This is a genomic window from Limnohabitans sp. INBF003, assembly GCF_055396645.1.
Genome location: NZ_AP029222.1, coordinates 498,271 through 518,064, shown reverse-complemented (window position 1 = coordinate 518,064; position 19,794 = coordinate 498,271). Strand labels below are relative to the sequence as shown.

General features: G+C 60.3%; 20 protein-coding genes and 1 pseudogene. 2 read left to right on the top strand and 19 right to left on the bottom strand.

What is annotated here, in order from left to right; all coding sequences use genetic code 11:
• Positions 1–4: 4 nt before the first annotated feature.
• The 9 genes and pseudogenes from ACZ5VE_RS02515 to ACZ5VE_RS02475 form a co-directional block, all read right to left on the bottom strand.
• Positions 5–1,465 carry a phosphomannomutase gene (locus ACZ5VE_RS02515; RefSeq protein WP_464456511.1) on the bottom strand — a complete coding sequence of 487 codons (1,461 nt, stop codon included), beginning with the start codon at positions 1,463–1,465 and terminating at the stop codon, positions 5–7.
• A 132-nt stretch (positions 1,466–1,597) separates the two neighbouring features.
• The gene (gene rfbC, locus ACZ5VE_RS02510; protein WP_464456510.1) at positions 1,598–2,146 is read right to left on the bottom strand and encodes a dTDP-4-dehydrorhamnose 3,5-epimerase; all 549 of its coding nucleotides are present in this window, start codon (positions 2,144–2,146) and stop codon (positions 1,598–1,600) included.
• Between the two features lie 7 nt (positions 2,147–2,153).
• On the bottom strand, positions 2,154–2,522 hold the full coding sequence (locus ACZ5VE_RS02505; RefSeq protein ID WP_464456509.1) for a hypothetical protein: 369 nt from the start codon (positions 2,520–2,522) through the stop codon (positions 2,154–2,156).
• Between the two features lie 104 nt (positions 2,523–2,626).
• A complete protein-coding gene (locus ACZ5VE_RS02500; RefSeq protein WP_464456508.1) occupies positions 2,627–2,926 on the bottom strand; it encodes a nucleotidyltransferase domain-containing protein in 300 nt (99 codons plus the stop codon).
• 59 nt (positions 2,927–2,985) lie between these two features.
• A complete protein-coding gene (gene rfbA, locus ACZ5VE_RS02495) occupies positions 2,986–3,858 on the bottom strand; it encodes a glucose-1-phosphate thymidylyltransferase RfbA (protein ID WP_464456507.1) in 873 nt (290 codons plus the stop codon).
• A gap of 279 nt (positions 3,859–4,137) precedes the next feature.
• On the bottom strand, positions 4,138–4,860 hold the full coding sequence (uppS, locus tag ACZ5VE_RS02490) for a polyprenyl diphosphate synthase (protein ID WP_464456506.1): 723 nt from the start codon (positions 4,858–4,860) through the stop codon (positions 4,138–4,140).
• A 64-nt stretch (positions 4,861–4,924) separates the two neighbouring features.
• A complete protein-coding gene (nusG, locus tag ACZ5VE_RS02485) occupies positions 4,925–5,476 on the bottom strand; it encodes a transcription termination/antitermination protein NusG (protein WP_464456505.1) in 552 nt (183 codons plus the stop codon).
• Between the two features lie 175 nt (positions 5,477–5,651).
• Positions 5,652–5,951 (bottom strand): H-NS histone family protein, encoded by a 300-nt coding sequence (locus tag ACZ5VE_RS02480; protein ID WP_464456504.1) that lies wholly within the window; start codon positions 5,949–5,951, stop codon positions 5,652–5,654.
• 245 nt (positions 5,952–6,196) lie between these two features.
• Positions 6,197–7,505, bottom strand: a pseudogene (locus ACZ5VE_RS02475) (hemolysin family protein).
• Between the two features lie 118 nt (positions 7,506–7,623).
• Between ACZ5VE_RS02475 and ACZ5VE_RS02470 the strand changes: the two are divergent.
• Complete coding sequence (locus tag ACZ5VE_RS02470) at positions 7,624–8,451, top strand: symmetrical bis(5'-nucleosyl)-tetraphosphatase (RefSeq protein ID WP_464456503.1); 828 nt, start codon at positions 7,624–7,626, stop codon at positions 8,449–8,451.
• A gap of 134 nt (positions 8,452–8,585) precedes the next feature.
• Here the strand turns inward: ACZ5VE_RS02470 and ACZ5VE_RS02465 are convergent, their stop codons facing one another.
• From ACZ5VE_RS02465 to ACZ5VE_RS02455, 3 genes are all read right to left on the bottom strand, one after another.
• Complete coding sequence (locus ACZ5VE_RS02465; RefSeq protein ID WP_464456502.1) at positions 8,586–9,224, bottom strand: Smr/MutS family protein; 639 nt, start codon at positions 9,222–9,224, stop codon at positions 8,586–8,588.
• Between the two features lie 92 nt (positions 9,225–9,316).
• A complete protein-coding gene (locus tag ACZ5VE_RS02460) occupies positions 9,317–9,721 on the bottom strand; it encodes a group II truncated hemoglobin (protein WP_464456501.1) in 405 nt (134 codons plus the stop codon).
• Between the two features lie 150 nt (positions 9,722–9,871).
• Positions 9,872–12,442: an ABC transporter permease gene (locus tag ACZ5VE_RS02455; protein WP_464456500.1), complete on the bottom strand. Its 2,571-nt coding sequence runs from the start codon at positions 12,440–12,442 to the stop codon at positions 9,872–9,874.
• A 200-nt stretch (positions 12,443–12,642) separates the two neighbouring features.
• Between ACZ5VE_RS02455 and ACZ5VE_RS02450 the strand changes: the two genes are divergently transcribed.
• Positions 12,643–13,086 carry an REP-associated tyrosine transposase gene (locus tag ACZ5VE_RS02450; RefSeq protein WP_464456499.1) on the top strand — a complete coding sequence of 148 codons (444 nt, stop codon included), beginning with the start codon at positions 12,643–12,645 and terminating at the stop codon, positions 13,084–13,086.
• A gap of 86 nt (positions 13,087–13,172) precedes the next feature.
• Here ACZ5VE_RS02450 and ACZ5VE_RS02445 read toward each other — a convergent pair whose 3' ends face one another.
• The 7 genes from ACZ5VE_RS02445 to ACZ5VE_RS02415 all read right to left on the bottom strand — a co-directional run bounded on the left by ACZ5VE_RS02445 (position 13,173) and on the right by ACZ5VE_RS02415 (position 19,727).
• Positions 13,173–14,054, bottom strand: a complete 882-nt coding sequence (locus ACZ5VE_RS02445; RefSeq protein ID WP_464456498.1) for a formate dehydrogenase accessory sulfurtransferase FdhD — start codon at positions 14,052–14,054, stop codon at positions 13,173–13,175.
• Between the two features lie 70 nt (positions 14,055–14,124).
• The gene (locus tag ACZ5VE_RS02440; protein ID WP_464456497.1) at positions 14,125–14,460 is read right to left on the bottom strand and encodes a hypothetical protein; all 336 of its coding nucleotides are present in this window, start codon (positions 14,458–14,460) and stop codon (positions 14,125–14,127) included.
• Positions 14,461–14,474: 14 nt separating this feature from the next.
• Entirely contained in the window at positions 14,475–15,656 is a 1,182-nt protein-coding gene (locus ACZ5VE_RS02435; protein WP_464456496.1) for a formate dehydrogenase subunit gamma, read from the bottom strand.
• Positions 15,657–15,673: 17 nt separating this feature from the next.
• On the bottom strand, positions 15,674–15,898 hold the full coding sequence (locus ACZ5VE_RS02430) for a hypothetical protein (protein ID WP_464456495.1): 225 nt from the start codon (positions 15,896–15,898) through the stop codon (positions 15,674–15,676).
• A 2-nt stretch (positions 15,899–15,900) separates the two neighbouring features.
• Entirely contained in the window at positions 15,901–16,503 is a 603-nt protein-coding gene (fdh3B, locus tag ACZ5VE_RS02425) for a formate dehydrogenase FDH3 subunit beta (protein WP_108285983.1), read from the bottom strand.
• 10 nt (positions 16,504–16,513) lie between these two features.
• Positions 16,514–19,474 (bottom strand): formate dehydrogenase subunit alpha, encoded by a 2,961-nt coding sequence (locus ACZ5VE_RS02420; RefSeq protein ID WP_464456494.1) that lies wholly within the window; start codon positions 19,472–19,474, stop codon positions 16,514–16,516.
• 46 nt (positions 19,475–19,520) lie between these two features.
• Positions 19,521–19,727 carry a formate dehydrogenase gene (locus tag ACZ5VE_RS02415; RefSeq protein ID WP_464456493.1) on the bottom strand — a complete coding sequence of 69 codons (207 nt, stop codon included), beginning with the start codon at positions 19,725–19,727 and terminating at the stop codon, positions 19,521–19,523.
• Positions 19,728–19,794: the final 67 nt, after the last annotated feature.

Here is a 19,794-nt window from a genome sequence, read left to right as displayed (position 1 = left end):
ATGTTTAGCTCAGAATAGTTTTTATTTGGTTCAGGCTGGCTGCCAGCAGTTGCTGTGCCTGTTGTGCGCTGGCGGCTTCGGTGTAGCAACGAAGCTCGGGGGCGTTACCCGATGGGCGCAAGTGCACGATGTCTTGGTTGGCCATTGTGATGCGCAGGCCGTCGGTCTGGTCTGTGCTGGCCACGCTGCTGCCGGTGAACTGGACAAAGGCCTGCAAGGCGTCGGCCTCTTTGGCCAGGTGCTTGATGAGTTGCAGGCTTTTGGCTGTGGGCAAGTTTTGAATGCGGTCAGACTGCGTGTAGCGCGCAGGCAGCAAACCGGGCAAGGCCGACAGGGGCTGCTGGCGCTGCTGGGACATGGCCAGCACGGCCAGGATGGGCAAGGTGCTGTCGCGGGTGGGCAGGGGCTGCAGGCCGTTTTGTGCGGTTTGTAGCAAGAAGCCACCATTGGCCTCAAACCCTGCCATGCTGGTGTGGCCTTGCGCTTGCAGGGCTTGCATGGCCTCGATGACATAAGGCGAGCCGATGCGGGTGCGGCGTGTGTGCTTGAACTGCCCAGATTTTTCGAGGGCGGTGTTGGAGCTGACCGGGGTGACCACGGTTTGCACACCCAACCACATGGCCGTGAGGGTGCCCAGCACATCGCCACGCATGAAGCGGCCTTGCTCGTCGCACACCCAAGGGCGGTCGCCGTCACCGTCGGTAGACACCACGGCATGCAGCTGGTGCTGTGCGCACCATTGTGCGGCCATGGATTCGTCTGCAGCCGAAACGGCTTCGGTGTCAATGGGCACAAACTGGTCGCTGCGGCCCAGGCTGATGACCTGTGCGCCCAATTGGCCGAGCAGCTGCGACAGCATGTCGCGGCCCACTGCGCTGTGTTGGTAAACGCCAATACGCAAGCCTTGCAAGGCCTGTGCGGGCAGCAACTGGGTGTAGCGTTGGGTGTAGGCCTGCAGGGCAGCACTTTCGCCCGTTTGGGCTTTGACCTGTGCTATGCACTCGGCCAGATGTTGGACCATGCCGTTTTGCGGCAGCAGGCGGGCCACGGGCACGACCCCCATGGCGGCTTCGTCGGCCTTCAAAATTTCACCTTGGGCGGTGTAAAACTTGATGCCGTTGCGGTCAAACGGAATGTGGCTGCCCGTGACCATGATGCCGGGGCAGCGCATTTGCAAGGCGCGCAATGCCAAAGCGGGTGTGGGCAAACAGCCTGCCCAGTCGGCTTGCAAACCTTCTGCCAAAAGGCCAGCACACACGGCGGCGGCAATGTCGGGGCTGCTGGGGCGCAAGTCCCAGCCAATGACGCAATGGGTGGTGTCAGCTTGCAGTTGCCCTGTTTGGCGCAGGTGCTGAATGAACACACGCACATAGGTGGCGACCACGGGCGCGGTGAGGTCTGACACCAAAGCGCGAACACCGCTGGTGCCAAAACCGACTGCTGGGGCCAGGTCTTTGAGGAACATGTGTGAAGTGTTTGTTATTTGCTTTGTCATGCCCGACTTGATCGGGCATCTGTCTAGTGTTCTGTCATGCCCGACTTGATCGGGCATCCATGGTTTTGAAGGCATGGATACCCGCATGCGCGGGTATGACAACTAAAAAAGTTCTGCCTCGGCCAAGGGTTTGGCTATTTGGTCTTTGGCAGAGAGTTTCGGTTGCAGGCCTGGTGGCCAGGTGATACCGATGACTGGGTCGTTCCAAGCGATGCAGCGTTCGTGCTGAGGCGCGTAGTAGTCGGTGGTTTTGTACAAAAAGTCTGCGCTGTCTGACAAGACCACAAAGCCGTGGGCAAAGCCGGGGGGCACCCAGAGTTGTTTGTGGTTGTCTTCGGTCAGCTCGACCCCGGCCCATTGGCCGAAGGTGGGGGAGTTTTGGCGGATGTCGACCGCCACATCAAACACCGCGCCGCGCACCACGCGCACCAGCTTGCCTTGGGGTTGCTGCAGTTGGTAGTGCAGGCCACGCAACACGCCTTGGGCGCTGCGGCTGTGGTTGTCTTGCACAAATTGCACGTTCAGGCCCGTGGCTTGGTTGAAGTCTTGCTGGTTGAAGCTTTCAAAAAAGAAACCCCGCGCATCGCCAAAGACCTTGGGCTCGAGGATGAGCAGGTCGGGGATGTGGGTGGGAGTGACGGTGTAGGGCATGGGGGATTTAAGGTGCAAGCTTGACGATTTGAGCAGCGAACCTTTGGGCTGTGGCGATCAACACAGGCACAAATGCGTGACCGGTTTTCAAGGCACTGATCAGGATGTTCATGTCTTCGATGTATTCATGAACCATCTGGTTGCGAAGCTTGCGCATTTCGAGCCAGACATCAGCCGATTCGATCCAGCCCAGCTTTTCGGCACGGTCCAGGTTTTCAATGACTGCGCCTGTTTTTTCTGCCATGGCGTCCAGCAACTGGGGCAGCAGCTTGTCGCCCAAGTTGTCTTGCAGTCGGCCAAACCGCCCCACAAAAGCATCCAGCCGTTCGGCCAGCACAGGGTCTATCTCCATCTTTTGCAGACTCTCAAGGGTCATGGGGTCTGCAAAGAGTCGGCTATCAGTTTCCTGCAGATAAAGGCACTCTTTGTGGGTGACACGCGCCAGAAACTGGAGTCGCTCCCATTGGCCTTCTGCTGCCCTCACAATGCAATCCCTTGTTGCGCAGCGATACGGTGAATGGGTTGTTCCTGCAAGTTGGGGGCTTTGAGGAGCACATCCACCTTGCGCCCATGCATGGCACGCGAGACCCTGCTGGCAATGCGGGCCGAGACCAAGGCTGGCTCGAGCAAGGCATCGCTGACCTCGATCATCAGGTCCACATCGCCGCCTTTGGCCGCATCGTCCACCCGCGACCCAAACAGGGTGACCTGCACGCCCTCACCCAGCACGGCTTGGGCGGTGCTTTTGATGGTGCTGATTTGGGCGGGGGTTAGGCGCATGTGGCGGGGGTTTGCTGACATTCGCTTGCAGGGCAAGCTCCTACAGGGAGCCTGGTGGCTTATTTCAGCAGGTTGAGCAGGTATTGGCCGTAGCCGTTTTTGGCCAGGGGCTGGGCCAGCTTTTGCAGGCTTTCTGCGGTGATCCACTTTTGGTGGAAGGCGATTTCTTCGGGGCAGGCGACCATGAGGCCTTGGCGTTTTTGCAGGGTGGCAATAAAGCCAGCGGCTTCCAGCAGGCTGTCGTGGGTGCCGGTGTCGAGCCAAGCGTAGCCACGGCCCATGATTTCGACATTCAACTGGTTTTGCGCCAGGTAGCGTTTGTTGACGTCGGTGATTTCTAGCTCGCCGCGTGCCGAGGGCTGGATGTCGGCGGCGATGTCGCAGACCTGGTTGTCGTAAAAGTACAGGCCCGTGACGGCGTAGTTGCTTTTGGGGGCTTTGGGCTTTTCTTCGATGCTCAGGGCGCGTTGCTGGTCGTCAAAGTCGACCACGCCATAGCGCTCGGGGTCTTGCACATGGTAGGCAAACACGCTGGCGCCTGTGGTGCGCTGGCTGGCGTTGTTGAGCAAGCCCACCAGGTCGTGGCCATAAAAGAGGTTGTCGCCCAGCACGAGCGCACTGGGGTCGTTGCCCACAAAGTCTTTGCCGATGATGAAGGCTTGCGCCAGGCCATCGGGGCTGGGCTGCACGGCGTATTGGATGTTCATGCCCCATTGGCGGCCGTCGCCCAGCAGGTCGGCAAAGCGGGGGGTGTCTTGGGGGGTGCTGATGAGCAACACGTCTTGAATGCCCGCCAGCATGAGCGTGGTCAGCGGGTAATAAACCATGGGCTTGTCGTACACGGGCATGAGCTGTTTGCTCACGGCCTGGGTGACGGGGTACAGGCGCGTGCCCGAGCCGCCAGCGAGGATGATGCCTTTGCGTTGTGTCATGGTGTGTGTCTTTGGGGTGGCAGGCAGGCTACCGCAGTCCGGCAAGGTGTTTTGCAGACTTTGCCCTGGGCCATTGGCTTCAGCTTAGGCGCTCAGACTGACGCGAAGCTTGGCAAATGGCGGGTTTTGGACAGCCTATGATTGTATTCTTAAGAATAGAAAGGATTTACCCAAAACTACCCCAAAAGAGTGCACAGACGAAATGTTTTCAGGGGATTTTTTGAATTCGAGACCGGGTTAACCCGCAGGTCAACCCGAGATGGGCTAACCATCCAAGCCTCAAAGTGGTGCAGACGATCCGAAGCGGCGGTCGCGGCTGGCGAACCAGGCGATGGCTTCCTTCAAGCGCGCTGGCGAAAAGTCTGGCCAGAGGTCGTCTGTGAAAAACAGTTCCGCGTAGGCGGCTTGCCAGAGCATGAAGTTGCTGATGCGCGATTCGCCGCCGGTACGGATGAGCAAATCGACCTCGGGCGCGTAAGCCGTGCTGAGGTAAGGGGCCAAGGCTTCTTCGGTCAGGGCTTGCAGGCTTTGGTTGGGGTGGGCTTGTTGCCAGGCTTGGGCGGCTTGCACCATGTCCCAGCGGCCGCCGTAGTTGGCGCACACCGTGAGGGTGATGCGGGTGTTGTTAGCGGTTTGTTGTTCGGCCCGGGCAATCAGGTCTTGCAGTGCAGGGGCAAAACGGCTTTTGTCGCCCACCACTTTCAGGCGCACGCCGTTGGTGTTCATGCTGTCCACTTCTTTTTGGAGGTAAGACATGAACAGCCCCATGAGGCTGGAGACTTCTTCTTCGGGGCGCTTCCAATTTTCTGTGCTGAAGGCGAACAGGCTGAGGTGCGTCACACCGATTTCGGCACAAGTCTTGACGATGTCGCGCACTTGCTTGGCCCCAGCGGCATGCCCTAGCGCTGCTGGCATGAAGCGCTTTTTGGCCCAGCGGCGGTTGCCATCCATGATGATGGCAATGTGCTGCGGCAAGGGGTTGTGAGGGGCTGTGGAAGACAAGGCAGTGTGCGTGGCTGAATGGTTGCAGATTTTAGAGGCATCTGACCCAGAGGGGTGACCGAAATCAGCTGCTGACTTCAACATGATGGTGTTCAAGCTGGACCACAGTGGGCCGGCCCAGAATTTCAAGCAACACAGCGACGCGTTTGCTGGAGACGCTTTGAATGAGGCCTTCGACCCCGCCAAGGGCGGTATGTTTCAGGCGCACGGTTTGACCTGCTTTGAGGTTGCTGAGTTCTTGCAGCGTGGCGTGGTTGCGGTCTTCTTCGAGCTGGCGGATGCGTTGCACGAGTTCGTCTTGCAGCACTGCGGGCTCAAACCCAAAGCGCACGAGGGTGGCGATGCCTTTGGTGCTGCGCACGGCCGAAATGCTTTGCTCAGGCTTGCCAGGCCTGAACAGGATGTAGCGCGGGAACATGGGCTCGAACAGCGCGACCGGGCCTTGTTCGGTTTTTTTGAACTTTTTGTAAAGTGGCAAATAAGCCTCGAAGGCTTGCTGCTCCAGGTTGACTTGGGCAATTTGCTCTTGCCGGGGTTTGGTGTAGGCCAGGTACCAGCGGTCTGATGCCGTGGTTTCGTCAAACAGGGGGGCTGGGGTTTGCGGATTCTGGGTCATTCAGTATTTTGCAGGCTGTCTCGGCTTGTATTTTATGTGGCAATACACTTTGACCCGGATGGTGGTGGCCAAAACAAAACCCCGCATGTGCGGGGTTTTATGTGTGGGCAGGCTTGAATCAAATAAAGCGGCTGTCCGCTTATTTAACCGGCCGGCCTGAGGCCCTTGCGGGAATTCAGGCGATCACGAAGGGTGTGCGGTCTTTGCCTTCGATCCATTTTGGAGCTTTGCCACGGCCTGTCCAGGTTTGGCCTGTGGCGGCATCGCGGTATTTAGCGGCCACTTTGCTGGCCGCTTTGGGGGCACCGGATTTGGCAGCGCGACCAGGAAAGACGTCTTGAGCGGTCAGCCCGTATTCGGCCACCAGCTCGCGCACTTTGGCCACGGCGCTGGAAATTTCGTTTTTGCGGGCTTGGGCAATGGCTTGCTCCAGGGCTTCGCGCTGGGCCAATAACTCTTTGTAGCTTGCAGTCATGTTTAATCCTGATTAAAAGATAAGAATCGTGAATATACACCAATCAATATCTGTATATCCAACTATTTGGATATACAACGCCTTCTTCATGGCTGATTTACAAGTTGAAAAATGAATGAATGACGTTTCCGGCTTGATTTATGAAAAATACCGAAAGTCGAGTTGGATCAGGTCTGAAAACCATTATTCATAATGAATTGGAAACAGCATGTGACACCTTGGGCAACAATGACCGGTGATGGCAGTCAGGCCGCTTCTAACGTGTCTGGCTGCTGCGTGGCGGCGACTTTGTCGATGCGGCGACCGTCTAGCGTGACGACTTCAAAGCGCCAGTCGGCCAACTCGATCACTTGGCCTTGGGCAGGCAGCTGGCCCAGGGCGTACATGAGCAGACCCGCCAGGGTGTTGTAGCGGTTTTTGTCTTCGGCGGGCAGTTCCTTGATGTCCAAGCGCGCCTTGAGTTCGTTGACCGGCATGATGCCGTCGAGCAGCCAGCTGCCGTCTTCGTTTTGCGTAGCCCAGGCGTCGGTTTGGGTGTCGGGCTTGAGCTCTCCGGTGATGGCTTCGAGCAGGTCGAGCGGGGTAAGCAGGCCTTGCACTTCGCCATATTCGTCGACCACAAAGAGCATGCGGCTGGACTGGTCGCGCATTTGCTCAAGCAGCTCCATGCCGGTCAGGGTTTCGGGCACGAAGTGGGCGGTTTGGGCATGATTTTCGAGCGGGCGTTCGTCGCTGTGGGGCAGCGCCAGCAGGTGCGAGAGGCTGATGACGCCAATGATGTGGCCCAGGCCGTCGCGGCACACGGTGGTACCAGGAGTGGTTGCCTTCGCCGCGCATTTGGTTGATGCGGTCCATGGCTTGTTGGGGCGAGAGGCTGGCTTCGAGCCACTGGATGTCGCTGCGGGGCGTCATCATGGAGGTGAGCGCGCGGTCGTCGAGGTGGAACACGTTGCGCACCATTTGGTGTTCGTGTTCTTCGATCAGCCCGGCGTCCACGCCTTCGACCAAGCTGGCCGTGATTTCTTCTTCGGTCACGGCGCGGCTGCCTTTGCTGTCGATGCGCATGAGCTTGAGCATGCCTTGCGTGGACAGCGAGAGCAGTTTGACAAAGGGCCCCGCCGCTTTGGCCAGCCAGGCCATGGGGCGTGCCACCAAGCGGGCCACGGCTTCAGGGTAGAGCTGGCCGATGCGCTTGGGCACCAGTTCGCCAAAGATGATGGTGGTGAAGGTGATGATGGTGACCACGATGGCGGTGGCCGTGATGGCCGCAACGGGTTCAGTCAAGCCCAACTGCACCAGTTGCAGGGCCAAGTCGGCACTGAAAGCGGCCTCGCCCACGATGCCGTTGAGCACCCCGATGGAGGTGATGCCCACTTGCACGGTGGACAAGAACTGGGTGGGCTCTTCGAGCAGTTTGAGGGCGGCGTGTGCGCCTTTGTCTCCCGCCTCTTCCATAGCGGCCAGACGGGCTTTGCGGCTGGAGGCCAGCGCCAGCTCCGACATGGCAAACACCCCGTTGAGCAGGGTGAGGAAGACAATCAATAAAAAATCCATAACCGCCATTGTGCCAAGAGTGGAATGGCGTCAGATTCAAATTGGGCTGAGGCCTGCGTATGTGAATATGCAGCCCGGTGGTGTGGCGATTTGGGACAATCCCATTCAAGAGGTGTTTATGGCTGTTTATTGGGTGGGTGATGTGCAGGGTTGCGATGCGCCTTTGGGGCGCTTGCTGGACGAGCTTGATTTCTCTGCGAGCCGGGACAGCTTGTTTGTGTTGGGCGATCTGGTGAACCGGGGGCCTGCTTCGGAACAAGTGCTGCGCCGCTTGATGGCGATGGGCAGTTCAGTGCAGTGTGTGCTGGGCAACCACGATTTGCATTTGCTGGCAGTAGCCGCCGGAGCTGGGCGACTCAAGCCAATGGACACGCTGGACGGCATCTTGCACGCGGTCGACCGCCCTGCCCTTCTGGACTGGCTGCGGCACCAGCGCATGGCCATGTGGAACCATGGCGTGTTGATGGTGCATGCGGGGGTGTTGCCGTCTTGGACGGTGGCGCAAACCTTGGCTTTGGCGGGCGAGGTGGAGGCGGTCTTGCGTGGGCCTGATTTGAGCGATTTTTTGCACCAGATGTATGGCAACGCGCCTGCAGCCTGGCGCGAGGACTTGATGGGCGTGGACCGCCTGCGCGTGGTGGTGAACGCGCTGACCCGCCTGCGCTTTTGCTCGGCCGATGGCGTGATGGAGTTCGCTGCCAAAGAAGGGGCCGATGCAGCGCCTGTGGGCTTCATGCCTTGGTTTGACGTGCCGGGCAGGCAGACGGCCGATGTGACGGTGGCCTTTGGCCATTGGTCGACCTTGGGTTTGCTCAAGCGCCGTGACGTGTGGGCGCTGGACACGGGTTGCGTGTGGGGCGGCTGCCTGAGCGCGATGCGGCTGGGTGCCGATGGGCAGCATGAGTTGATTCAGGTGAAGTGCGAACAGGCGCAGAAGCCGGGGTGAATGAATGTCTGGATAAATGGGGGCTGACCCCAATTGAATCTCTGTGGGAGGTCGCCCCTGCGGCCGAATGTGTGAAGTGGCTCCGGCCACCATTCGCGAGCAGGGGCTCGCTCCCACGAACAGGTTGGCGTGGCTCAGCCCGCAGGCTTGAGTAAGACCAGCAAGGCTCCGGCACCGCCTTCTGCGGGCTTGGCCTGGACAAAGGCCATGACCTGGTTCTTTTGAATCAGCCAGCTGTGAACCTTGGGTTTGAGCACCGAGGTTTTGCCGGGCGAGCCCAAGCCTTTGCCATGCACCACGCGCAAGCAGCGCAAGCCTTGGCGGTGGGCGATGCGGATGAATTCGGCCAGTGCCACGCGGGCTTCGTCGCTGCGCAGGCCGTGCAGGTCAATCTCGCGCTGGATGGACCAGCCACCTTTGCGCAGTTTTTGGGTCACATCAATGCCGATGCCGGGCCGCCGAAAACTCAAGGCGTCGTCGGTGTCGAGCAAGGTGCTGACGTCAAAACCATCGCTCAAAGCATCGCGCAGCACGGCTTCTTCGTCTTTTTGGCGTTGCACGGCCACGGGCGCTGGCGCGGGTGGACTGATGCTGACTTGGGCATTCAGGGGCATGCGCTGAACCACCCCGACCGCCCGGGCAAACAGGTTGGCTTCGGCTTCGCGCTGGCGGGCAGCGGCGATGCGAGCCGCCTCTTCGGCTTGCGCTTTTTGGTGGGCCTCGGCCAGTTTTTTCTGGACTTGCTTGAGGTCTTGCAGGGAGTTGATTTTCACCCGCTGATCGTGCCACAAAAGAAAGTGGTTTGACGGGTGGTGTGCCCTTTCACACCTTCGGCCGCAGGGGCAGCCACCCACAGGGAGCGACTTCAAGCGCCGCGGTTGCGCATCCAGTCGGCGGTTTTGAAGAAGCTGGCGTTCAGGCGTTCGCGCAGCACGGGATCGACCCCGGTTTCCTGCATGGCTTGGTCCATGCAGGCGAGCCATTGGTCGCGCTCCATCACGCCAATCGAAAACGGCATGTGGCGCATGCGCAGGCGCGGGTGGCCAAAGCGTTCGGTGTAATGCTCGGGGCCACCGAGCCAGCCGCACAAGAACCAGAACAGTTTGTCGCGCGCATCTTGCAAGGTGCTGCCGTGGGCCGCACGCAGCTCTTTGTAGCCGGGCTCCAGGTCCATCAGGTCGTAAAAGCGGTCGACCAAGGCCCGCACCCGGGGCTCTCCACCGATCCACTCGAACGGGGTTTCAAACGGGGGTTTGTCTTCGATTTGCATGGTTTGTATTTTGCAGGAGGCGCAGATGACGGTTTTGTGTGGGAGCGAGCCCCTGCTAGCGAATGCCCGCCAGAGCCACTGCACACATTCGGCCGCAGGGGCGGCCTCCCACAGGGAACCTAAGGCCGCCAAAGAGGTGGTGGGCGGCGTTCACTCAGTGGATTGCCGCAGGGTTTGCATGACGGGTTGGCGCAGCACGCCGGACAGGCTGAGGCTGCCTGCTGTCCAAGCCAGCAGAGCGCCCAAGACACCGCCAGCCAAAGGTGCCCACAGCGGAGGTTGCCATGCAAACTCGAACGCGAAACGGGCCAAGGCCCAGCCCACCACCAAGGCCATGCTGCTGGCCATGAAACCCGCCAACCAACCCAAGCCCAGCAACTCGGTGCGCTGCACTTGGGCCAGCAAGGTGCGCCCTGCCCCGAGCGCCCGCATGATGGCGTATTCGCGCTCACGCGCTTGGCGGCTGGCACCCACGGCGGCCAAGAGCACCATCAATCCCGCAGCCAGCGTGAAGGCAAACAAATATTCGACCGCCCGGATCACCTGGTCCATGACACGCTGGACCTGGGCCAGGGTGCTGCGCATGTCGACGCTGGTGATGTTAGGGAACTGGTTGACCAGCGCGTTGTCAAAACCTGCGGGGCCCGGCGGCGAACGGAAGGCGGCCATGTAGGTCATGGGCAGGTCGGGCATTTGCGAGACGGGGAACATCATGAAGAAGTTGGCGCGCATGGAGGTCCAATCCACCTTGCGCAGGCTGGTGATGCGGGCTTCGCGCAGCTGGCCTGCAATGTCGAAGCGCAACTGGTCGCCCAGCTTGAGCCCCAGGGTGTCGGCAATGCCTTGCTCCACGCTCACGCCGTCGGCTTCTTCGGGCACCCAACGGCCTGCCGTGAGGGGGTTGTGTGCGGGCAAGGTGGCCGAGTGCGAGAGGTTGATTTCGCGGTCAATCAGGCGTTTGGCGCGGTCGGCTTCAAAGTCAGTCGGCCCAACCTCGCGGCCATTGATGGCCACCAGGCGGCCCCGGATCATGGGGAACCAGTCGGGCGATTGCACTCCGGCTTTGTTCAAGCTCGCCAAAAAGTCGGTAGCTTGCTCGGGCTGCACGTTGATGACAAAACGGTCGGGCGCGTTGGCCGGGGTGGCTTGACGCCAACTGGCGATCAGGTCAGTGCGCAGCAGCACCAGCAGGGCCAAAGCCAGCAAGCCCACCGACAAGGCGCTGACCTGGACCACGGCAAACACGGGTCGTGCTGCCACTTGGCGCGTGGCCAAACGCAACCAGCGCGGCGCTTGTTCATCTGGCACGGTGCGACGCAGCAGCCACAACGCGGCGGCGGCCAAACCAGCAAACACCAGCAAGGCCACTGCGAACCCACCCACGGTGATCAAGCCCAAAGTCAGATTGCGGCTGACCATGACCAGCGTCAGCGCAAAGCCCACCAAGCCCATGGCGAGCACCAAACCCGAGCGCACTTGCAAGCTGCCCAGGTCGCGCCGGATGACGCGCAACGGCGGCACTTGCGCCAACTGCAACACAGGCGGCAAGCCAAAAGCCACCAGCAGCGTGAGGCCCATGGCCATGCCCATCAAAGCCGGTTGCACGGTGGCGGCAGGCAGTTGCGCATCCACCAAGCCTGCCAGCAACAACACAAAACCCAGGTGCACGGCATAACCTGCCAACACACCCACGGCACTGGCCAACAGGCCTGCGCCCAAAAACTCCAGGCCGTAACTCAAAGTGAGTGTGCGCTGGCTTTGGCCCAACACCCTGAGCAAGGCACAGGCGTCGAGTTGCCTTTCGGCGAAACTGCGGGCCGCCAAGGCCACGGCCACGGCGCAAAGCAGCGCGGCCAGCAGCGCCACCAGGTTCAAGAACTGAGAAGCGCGGTCCAGCGTCTGGCGCATTTCGGGGCGGCCACTGTCAAGCGACTCGATCTGCACGCCGCGCACATGCGACTGTTCCACCTCGGGCCTGGCCCATTGCACAAAGCGCTCGGCCGCGGCAGCATCGCCTGCCACCGCCATGCGCCAAGTGACACGGCTGGCGGGTTGCACCAAACCGGTGGAGGCCAAATCGGCCGCGTTCATCATGACGCGAGGGGCAAAGGTCATGAAGCCTGCGCCCCGGTCGGGTTCGCGCTCGATGACGGCCGAGATGCGGAAACTGCGTTCGCCCAAAGCCAGCAGTTGGCCGGTTTGAAGGCTGAGGTTGTCGAGCAATGCTGGGTCAACCCAGACCTCACCCGTGGGCGGAATGGCCGGGGTCTTGGCAGCTGCGACGGGCACAGCCGATTTGTTGACCTCAGCGCCGGACTGCACCACACCGGGCAAGACCAGCAGCTGACCGCGCAAGGGGTAACCGGGCTCGACCGCTTTCAGGGCAACCAGGCGGCTGGCACCGCCTTGTTCGGCCATGGCGCGGGCCATGGTCGGGAAAGTCACATTGGTGTTGGTCTGCAAGCCCATGCTTTTGGCCTGCTGCACAAAGGCCGCCGGGGTGCTTTGGTCACTGACGACCACCGCGTCGCCACCGAGCAACTGACGCGCATCGCGCCACAGGCCCGACTGCATGCGGTCGGCCAAAAATCCCACCGCAGTGAGCGCAGCCACAGCCAAAGCCACCGAGAGCATGAGCAACCGCAGTTCACCCGCACGCAAATCGCGCCACAAATTGCGCCCACCCAGCCGCAGACCGTGCATCCATCCTTGTTGATTCATGCCCTGACCTTACCGCACAACGAAATCACGGCGGCGGAAAAGGCATTTTTGTGCCCGTTCAAGCATTCGGCCGCGGGGGCGACCTCCCACAGGGGATACGGCGTTTGGTTTTTTGTGGGAGCGAGCCCCTGCTCGCGAATGGTGGCAAACCGCTTGCCAGAGATATGCGCAGTCACTAGCATCACCACAGGGAGCACAACATGGCACAAAAAGCCGAGTCACACCGCCTGCGCACTGGCCGACATTCACAGGCAGGTCAGGTGTATCTGCTGACGATGGTCACACTCAACCGCCAACCTGTCTTTGAGGAGTTTCAAGCGGCCCGCTGCCTGATCCGCACTTTGCACACAGAAGACCGTCTGGGCAGAGCCAGCACTTGGGCTTATGTGCTGATGCCGGATCATCTGCACTGGTTGATGCAGCTGGGTGAACAGGTGGATTTGGTGCGTTGTGTGCAGGGTGTGAAGTCGATGGTGTCTCGCGCGTTGGGTATGCCTGTCTGGCAGGCGGGTTTTCATGACCGCGCCATGCGCCAAGAAGAAGACTTGCAGACCTTGGCCAGGTACATCGTGGCCAATCCTTTGCGAGCAGGTTTGGTCAAGCGCGTGGGCGATTACCCGCATTGGGATGCGATGTGGCTTTGATATGAAACCTTCGGCCGCAGGGGCGGCCTCCCACAGGGATACAGCATCTGGTCTTTTGTGGGAGCGAGCCCCTGCTCGCGAATGGTTTATTGAGCCAGCTCAGGTTGCCAGAGCAGTCGTTCGGGGGCGCTGAAACACAAGAAGCGTTTGTTGGTGGCGCGGCCGATGGCGCACAGGCCCAGGCGCTTGGCCACGTCGAGGCCCATTTGTGTGATGCCGCTGCGGGACACGACCACGGGCACGCCCATTTGGGCGGACTTGATGACCATCTCGCTTGTGAGACGCCCGGTGGTGTAGAACACTTTGTCTTGCCCGCTGACATCGTTCATCCACATCCAGCCGGCGATGGTGTCCACCGCGTTGTGACGGCCCACGTCTTCGACGAACATGAGCATTTGGTCGCCCTGAAACAACGCGCAACCGTGCACAGAGCCGGATGATTTGTAGGTGGTCTCCTGCACGCGGATGGCGTTGACCAAGCCATAGAGCTGGCCTTGCGTGATCTGGGCAGCTGGTAATTCAATTTCGTCGATGTGCGCCATCAAATCGCCAAACACACTGCCTTGGCCGCAGCCAGTGGTGACCACGCGGTCTGCGCTGCGCTGCACGACCACTTGCGAATTCGGACGGGTTTTGACAGCCGCCACACCAGGCTCGCCCGTTTCGCCTTCGCCAATCGTCCAGTCCACCGTGATGGATTCGATCTGGTCCACCGAATCGATCAGGCGCTGGTTGCGCAAAAAGCCCAACACCAGCCATTCAGGCTCGGCACCCAAGGTCATCAAGGTCACCAGTTCTTTTTTGTCCAGATAGATGGTGAGCGCGCGTTCGGCCGGGATTTGCGTGTCGGACACCTCGCTGAATTCGTTGCGCACAGTGACACTGCGTGTGAGGGGCGCACGCGCTCGGGTGATGTGGGGCTTGGCCGGGGCCGATGTGGCCACTTGGGCGTTCAGAACTACAGACATGGCTTGAGCCTAACGTAAAAATCCCCCGCCGTTACCGACGGGGGATTTTGCGAGGACGCTGAAAAAAGGATCAGCCTTTTTTAGCAGGTGCTGCCGCTGGCTTGGCACCGGCAGGCGCAGTAGAAGGTGCCGCCGCAGTGGTTTCGGCAGGCTTGTAAGCGCCTGGGTCCACACAAGCGGGGGTGGCTGTGGGTGCAGCCTTGCCTTTTCCGTTGGTTTTGTAATAGTGCGCTGCCACTTTTTCGCGTGACTTGCAAAGTTGGTAGTCGGCCACTTTGTTGCTGTGTGCGGTTTTGGCAGCGGCCTCGGCCGCTTTGGCTTTGCCTTCTTCGCTCAGAGCAGGCAGTTTGGCGGCAGCACCGATGCTGACAAGCAAAGCGGACAGGACAAGCAGGTGTTTTTTCATGAAGTTCTCCTGGCTCAAACAGAAGCCGTAGATGCAACAGGTGCAGACGCAGCAGACGCAGCCGCAGGCACAGAGCGCTGGGCCGGGATCTTGCCGGCCTGGATGTCGTCGTACCAAAGTTGGTGGTGTTCTTTGGCCCAGGTTTCGTCAACGTAGCCTTCACGCATGGCCTTGTAGGCACCGCGCATGCCGATGGTGCCCATGTAGATGTGGCCGATGAACATGGCCATCATGAACAAGGTGGCGACACCGTGGACCATGTTGGCGATTTGCATCGTGCTGCGCTCGTAAATAAGGCCGGGAATGAGCTTGTCGAGCACCAGGCCCGAAGCCACCACGATCGCGCCCAGGAACAGCACACCGCCCCAGAACACCAGCTTTTCACCCGCATTGAAGCGGTGTGAAGGCACTTCGGTACCCGAGAACAAACCACCGCCTTTGAGCAGCCAGACCACGTCGTCCTTACTGGGCATGTTGTCTTTGAGGAAGGTGACAAACACCACCACCAAAGACACCGCAAACAAGGGGCCTGCGAAGTTGTGCAGGTTTTTGAGCGCGTAGGTCAACCAGCCAAACAGCGTGGCACCGATGACGGGCAATAAAAAGAATTTGCCGTAAGCCATGACCACGCCCGAGATGGCCAGTGAGCAAAATGCGATGGCGTTGGCCCAGTGGGCTGAGCGCTCAAAGGGGGTGAAGCGCTCGATCTTGCGGCCGGTTTCTTGGCCATGCAATTCAAGCGTGCCCTTGCCAAAATAGAACAAAGCCACAGCACCCAGCGCGATCAACAACAAGGCACCACCGTAAGGGATGATGATCTTGTTGCGCACCTGGCGCCATGACTCGCCGGCCGAAGCCAGGCGAGAACCGGGGTATTGCACAAAGGGCTGGATCAGGTTGCCGGCTTCGGGCGCCTGGCTTTTGGGCAAGCTGCTGTAACCGGTCACGCCCTGCCCCACCGAACGCCACATGGGCGCGTTGTTGCCGGGCTGGACTTGGCCACGTTCGGCGTTGGTCTGGTCTTTGTACTTCGGATCGGCGTCCGCACCGGGCGCGATCTGGAAGATGTTGGCGCTTTTAACACCCATGCTGGTTTCAGCAGGTGTGGCAGCAGAGGCAGTGGCTGGTGCCTGCGTTTGGGCGGCAACGCCCCACGCAGCCAGAGCCAGCCCGATAGACACTAAGAAGCGGCGCATGAACTTCTCCTTGGCGCTCACTTGGGGGCGCGGACGTGGTCGTTCATGCCATAAGTGGCACGGGCCTTGAGGTGGTTGGCCCACCCGTCTTTGTCACCGGCTTGCCAGCCTGGCGCAGTGAACGCGGCCACGCCAGTGCCATTTTGGGCCGGCTTGTCGGTGCGCACGCCCTTGACTTCTTGCGGCTTTTCGCCACAAGCCACCAGCAAAACGGCGCTACAAATGATGAAGGCTGCTTTCATGCTCAGGCTCCTTGCTTGGCTTGGTTGCCGTAGGCGGTGCCCCAGCCCCAGACTTCGGCACCTTTGCCACGGCTGATCACTCGGCCGCGCAAGATGTCGGTGATGACGTCGCCATCCCCCGCCAGCAGGGCTTTGGTCGAGCACATTTCGGCGCAGGCGGGCAGCTTGCCTTCGGCCAGGCGGTTGCGGCCGTATTTGTCGAATTCGGCTTGGCTGCCGTGCTCTTCGGGACCACCGGCACAAAAGGTGCACTTGTCCATCTTGCCGCGCACACCGAAAGTGCCGCTGGAAGGGAACTGGGGCGCGCCAAACGGGCAGGCATAAGAGCAGTAGCCGCAGCCAATGCAGATGTCCTTGTCGTGCAAGACCACACCTTCTTCGGTCTTGTAAAAGCAGTTGACCGGGCAGACGGCCATGCAAGGCGCGTCCGAGCAGTGCATGCAAGCCACCGAGATCGATTTTTCACCGGGAACGCCATCGTTCAGTGTGACCACACGGCGGCGGTTCACGCCCCATGGGACTTCGTGTTCGTTTTTACAAGCGGTGACGCAGCCGTTGCATTCGATGCAACGCTCTGCATCGCAAATAAATTTCATTCGTGCCATCGTGTTCTCCTCAAGCCTTCTCGATGTTGCAGATGGTGGTCTTGGTCTCTTGCATCATGGTGACGCTGTCATAACCATAGGTGGTGGCGGTGTTGACCGCCTCGCCGCGCACGATGGGCGCGGCCCCTTTGGGGTAGTGCGCCAACATGTCGGCACCTTGCCAACGCCCCGAGAAGTGGAACGGCATCCACACCGTGCCGGTGTCCACACGCTCAGTCACCAAAGCCTGCACGTTCAAGCGGGCACCGGTGGCCCCCAACAACCAGACGCGGTCGCCGTTGCGGATGCCACGGTCAGCGGCGGTCTTGGGGTTGATCTCGACAAAGGCCTCTTGCTGCAACTCGGCCAACCAGGGGTTGGAGCGGGTTTCTTCACCGCCGCCTTCGTACTCGACCAATCGGCCGGACGTGAGGATGAGCGGGAATTTCTCGTAGGCCTTGTCGGCGATGTTTTTGTCCTGCACAGTTTTGTACAGGGTGGGCAGACGCCAAAAGGCTTTTTTGTCTTCGTGCGTGGGGTACTTGGCCGCCATGTCGGGGCGCGTGCCGTACAGCGGCTCGCGGTGCTGCGGAATCGGGTCGGGGAAGTTCCAGACCACAGCACGCGCTTTGGCGTTGCCAAACGGATGGCAGCCGTGTTCTTTCATGAACACACGCATCATGCCGCCCGACGAATCGGTCTTCCAGTTCTTGCCTTCGGCCGCTGTTTTTTCGGCTTCGGTCAACTCGTCCCACCAGCCCAGCTTTTTCAGCAGGATGTGGTCCAGCTCAGGGTAGCCGGTGGTGATGTCTGCACCCAGCGAGTGCGATCCGTCTTCGGCCAGCAGCGTCTTGCCTTCGCGCTCCACACCGAAGTTGGCGCGGAAGTTACCGCCGCCGTCCATGACGTGCTTGGAGGTGTCGTACAGGTTGGGTGAGCCGGGGTGCTTGAGCTCGGGTGTGCCGTAGCAAGGCCATGGCAGACCAAAATAATCACCCGTGAAGTCGTAGCCGGTTTCCTTGTCCTTGCCGCCTTTGGCCTTGAGGGTTTTCACGTCGAACACGTTCATGTTCTTCATGTGGGCCTTCAGGCGCTCAGGGCTCTGGCCGGTGTAGCCGATGGTCCAGACGCACTTGTTGATTTCACGCAGGATGTCTTCGGGCATGGGTTCGTCCATGCCTTTGACTTTTTGCATTTTGTAGTTCTTGGACAGCTCTTTGGCAAAGCCCAACTTTTCGGCGAACTGGTGCATGATCATGTGATCGCTGCGGCTTTCCCACAAAGGCTCGATCACCTTCTCGCGCCACTGCAACGAGCGGTTGGAAGCGGTGCACGAACCGCTGGTTTCAAACTGCGTGGCGGCGGGCAGCAGGTACACGGCGCGGTTGGGGTTGAGGTCTTCGGCTTTGCCGGGCATCGCGGCCATGGCAGCGGTGGCCGATGGGTAAGGGTCCACCACCACCAACAAGTCGAGCTTGTCCATGGCGCGCTTCATGTCCAGACCCCGGGTCTGCGAGTTGGGGGCATGGCCCCAATAGAACACGCCGCGCAAGTTGCTGTCCTGGTCGATCAGCTCGTTGTTTTCGAGCACACCGTCGATCCAGCGGGACACGGTGATGCCGTTCTTGCCCATCATGGCGGGCGAGGCGAACTGCTTTTTGATCCACTCGAAATCCACCCCCCACGCCTTGGCGAAATGCTTCCACGAGCCTTCGGCCAAGCCGTAGTAACCGGGCAGCGAATCGGGGTTGGGGCCAACGTCGGTCGCGCCTTGCACGTTGTCGTGGCCGCGGAAAATGTTGGTGCCGCCACCGGACTTGCCCACGTTGCCCAAGGCCAGCTGCAAGATGCAGGAGGCGCGGACCATGGCGTTGCCAATAGTGTGCTGGGTCTGGCCCATGCACCAGACGATGGTGCCTGGGTTGTGGTCGTGCAGCATCTTGGCGACCTTGAACATCTGGTCTTCTTTGACGCCGCAGGCCTCTTCAACCTTGTCAGGTGTCCACTTGGCCAGCACATCGGCCTTGACGGCATCCATGCCGTACACGCGGTCGTTGATGTACTTCTTGTCTTCCCAGCCGTTTTTGAAGATGTGGTACAGCAAGCCGAACAGGAACGGGATGTCGGTGCCCGAGCGGATGCGCACGAATTCGTCGGCCTTGGCGGCGGTGCGGGTGAAGCGTGGATCGACCACGATCATCTTGCAGCCGTTTTCCTTGGCGTGCAGCATGTGCAACATGGAAACGGGGTGCGCTTCGGCCGCGTTGGAGCCGATGTACAAAGCGACCTTGCTGTTTTGCATGTCGTTGTACGAGTTGGTCATGGCGCCATAACCCCAGGTGTTGGCCACACCGGCCACCGTGGTGGAGTGGCAAATGCGGGCCTGGTGGTCGCAGTTGTTGGAACCCCAGAAGCTGACGAACTTGCGCAGCAAATAGGCTTGCTCGTTGTTGTGCTTGGACGAACCGATGAAATACACGCTGTCGGGGCCGCTGGCTTTTTTCAGCTCCAGCATCTTGGCGCTGATCTCGGTGAGGGCGGTGTCCCAGCTGATGCGCTCGTACTTGCCGTTGACCAGCTTCATGGGGTAGCGCAGGCGGTATTCGCCGTGGCCGTGCTCGCGCAGGGCGGCACCCTTGGCGCAATGCGCGCCCAAGTTGATCGGCGAGTCAAACACGGCTTCCTGGCGGACCCAGACGCCGTTTTCGACCACGGCATCGACCGCGCAGCCCACCGAGCAATGGGTGCACACGGTGCGCTTGACTTCAACCTTGCCTGCGCCAAGCACGCCAGCATCGGTCGCAGCCTGGGCCTTTTTGACCAGGCTCAGCTGCGATGCGGCCAAGCCGACACCAACACCCAGACCCGAGCGGCGCAGAAAGCTGCGGCGATCGAGTGTGGGCAAAGCCTGCGACAAACCACGGCGCAAGCTGTGGACGAAGGGGGAAGACTCAACACCGGCCGTGCCGGTTTGTTTTTTGGTCAGCAACATGGAGGGCTCCAGTTGGGGGTCAACAGAAAAGAAGGCGAAAGCGGGATCAGACGCGGGTGGTCTTGTAGTACTGCTGAACGTGTTCGCTCAGCATGTAACCACCGCCGCGTGTGGGTTTGGGCAAGGCCGCCGCCACGGGCGCGGTCGACTTGACCACGCCAGGCAACACGGCGGTGACCGCAGCCACAGCGCCTACGGTCGCAGCACCCGAAAAGAGGCCGCGGCGCGACAAAGAAGAAGTTTTGGAAGACATGAAGACTCCAGAGAGGATTGAACCAATGGCCTATTGACTTAGGCAAGTTTTTGCATAGGACGATGTT

Bases quoted from the DNA above. Each gene is read 5' to 3' on its own strand.
- ACZ5VE_RS02415 (WP_464456493.1), bottom strand. From the start codon at position 19,727: ATGTCTTCCAAAACTTCTTCTTTGTCGCGCCGCGGCCTCTTTTCGGGT.
- ACZ5VE_RS02445 (WP_464456498.1), bottom strand. From the start codon at position 14,054: ATGTCTGTAGTTCTGAACGCCCAAGTGGCCACATCGGCCCCGGCCAAG.
- nusG (WP_464456505.1), bottom strand. From the start codon at position 5,476: ATGACCCAGAATCCGCAAACCCCAGCCCCCCTGTTTGACGAAACCACG.
- ACZ5VE_RS02500 (WP_464456508.1), bottom strand. From the start codon at position 2,926: ATGCGCCTAACCCCCGCCCAAATCAGCACCATCAAAAGCACCGCCCAA.
- ACZ5VE_RS02455 (WP_464456500.1), bottom strand. From the start codon at position 12,442: ATGAATCAACAAGGATGGATGCACGGTCTGCGGCTGGGTGGGCGCAAT.
- rfbC (WP_464456510.1), bottom strand. From the start codon at position 2,146: ATGCCCTACACCGTCACTCCCACCCACATCCCCGACCTGCTCATCCTC.
- ACZ5VE_RS02450 (WP_464456499.1), top strand. From the start codon at position 12,643: ATGGCACAAAAAGCCGAGTCACACCGCCTGCGCACTGGCCGACATTCA.
- ACZ5VE_RS02435 (WP_464456496.1), bottom strand. From the start codon at position 15,656: ATGCGCCGCTTCTTAGTGTCTATCGGGCTGGCTCTGGCTGCGTGGGGC.
- ACZ5VE_RS02470 (WP_464456503.1), top strand. From the start codon at position 7,624: ATGGCTGTTTATTGGGTGGGTGATGTGCAGGGTTGCGATGCGCCTTTG.
- ACZ5VE_RS02460 (WP_464456501.1), bottom strand. From the start codon at position 9,721: ATGCAAATCGAAGACAAACCCCCGTTTGAAACCCCGTTCGAGTGGATC.
- ACZ5VE_RS02420 (WP_464456494.1), bottom strand. From the start codon at position 19,474: ATGTTGCTGACCAAAAAACAAACCGGCACGGCCGGTGTTGAGTCTTCC.
- fdh3B (WP_108285983.1), bottom strand. From the start codon at position 16,503: ATGGCACGAATGAAATTTATTTGCGATGCAGAGCGTTGCATCGAATGC.
- ACZ5VE_RS02480 (WP_464456504.1), bottom strand. From the start codon at position 5,951: ATGACTGCAAGCTACAAAGAGTTATTGGCCCAGCGCGAAGCCCTGGAG.
- rfbA (WP_464456507.1), bottom strand. From the start codon at position 3,858: ATGACACAACGCAAAGGCATCATCCTCGCTGGCGGCTCGGGCACGCGC.
- ACZ5VE_RS02515 (WP_464456511.1), bottom strand. From the start codon at position 1,465: ATGTTCCTCAAAGACCTGGCCCCAGCAGTCGGTTTTGGCACCAGCGGT.
- ACZ5VE_RS02430 (WP_464456495.1), bottom strand. From the start codon at position 15,898: ATGAAAGCAGCCTTCATCATTTGTAGCGCCGTTTTGCTGGTGGCTTGT.
- ACZ5VE_RS02505 (WP_464456509.1), bottom strand. From the start codon at position 2,522: ATGACCCTTGAGAGTCTGCAAAAGATGGAGATAGACCCTGTGCTGGCC.
- ACZ5VE_RS02440 (WP_464456497.1), bottom strand. From the start codon at position 14,460: ATGAAAAAACACCTGCTTGTCCTGTCCGCTTTGCTTGTCAGCATCGGT.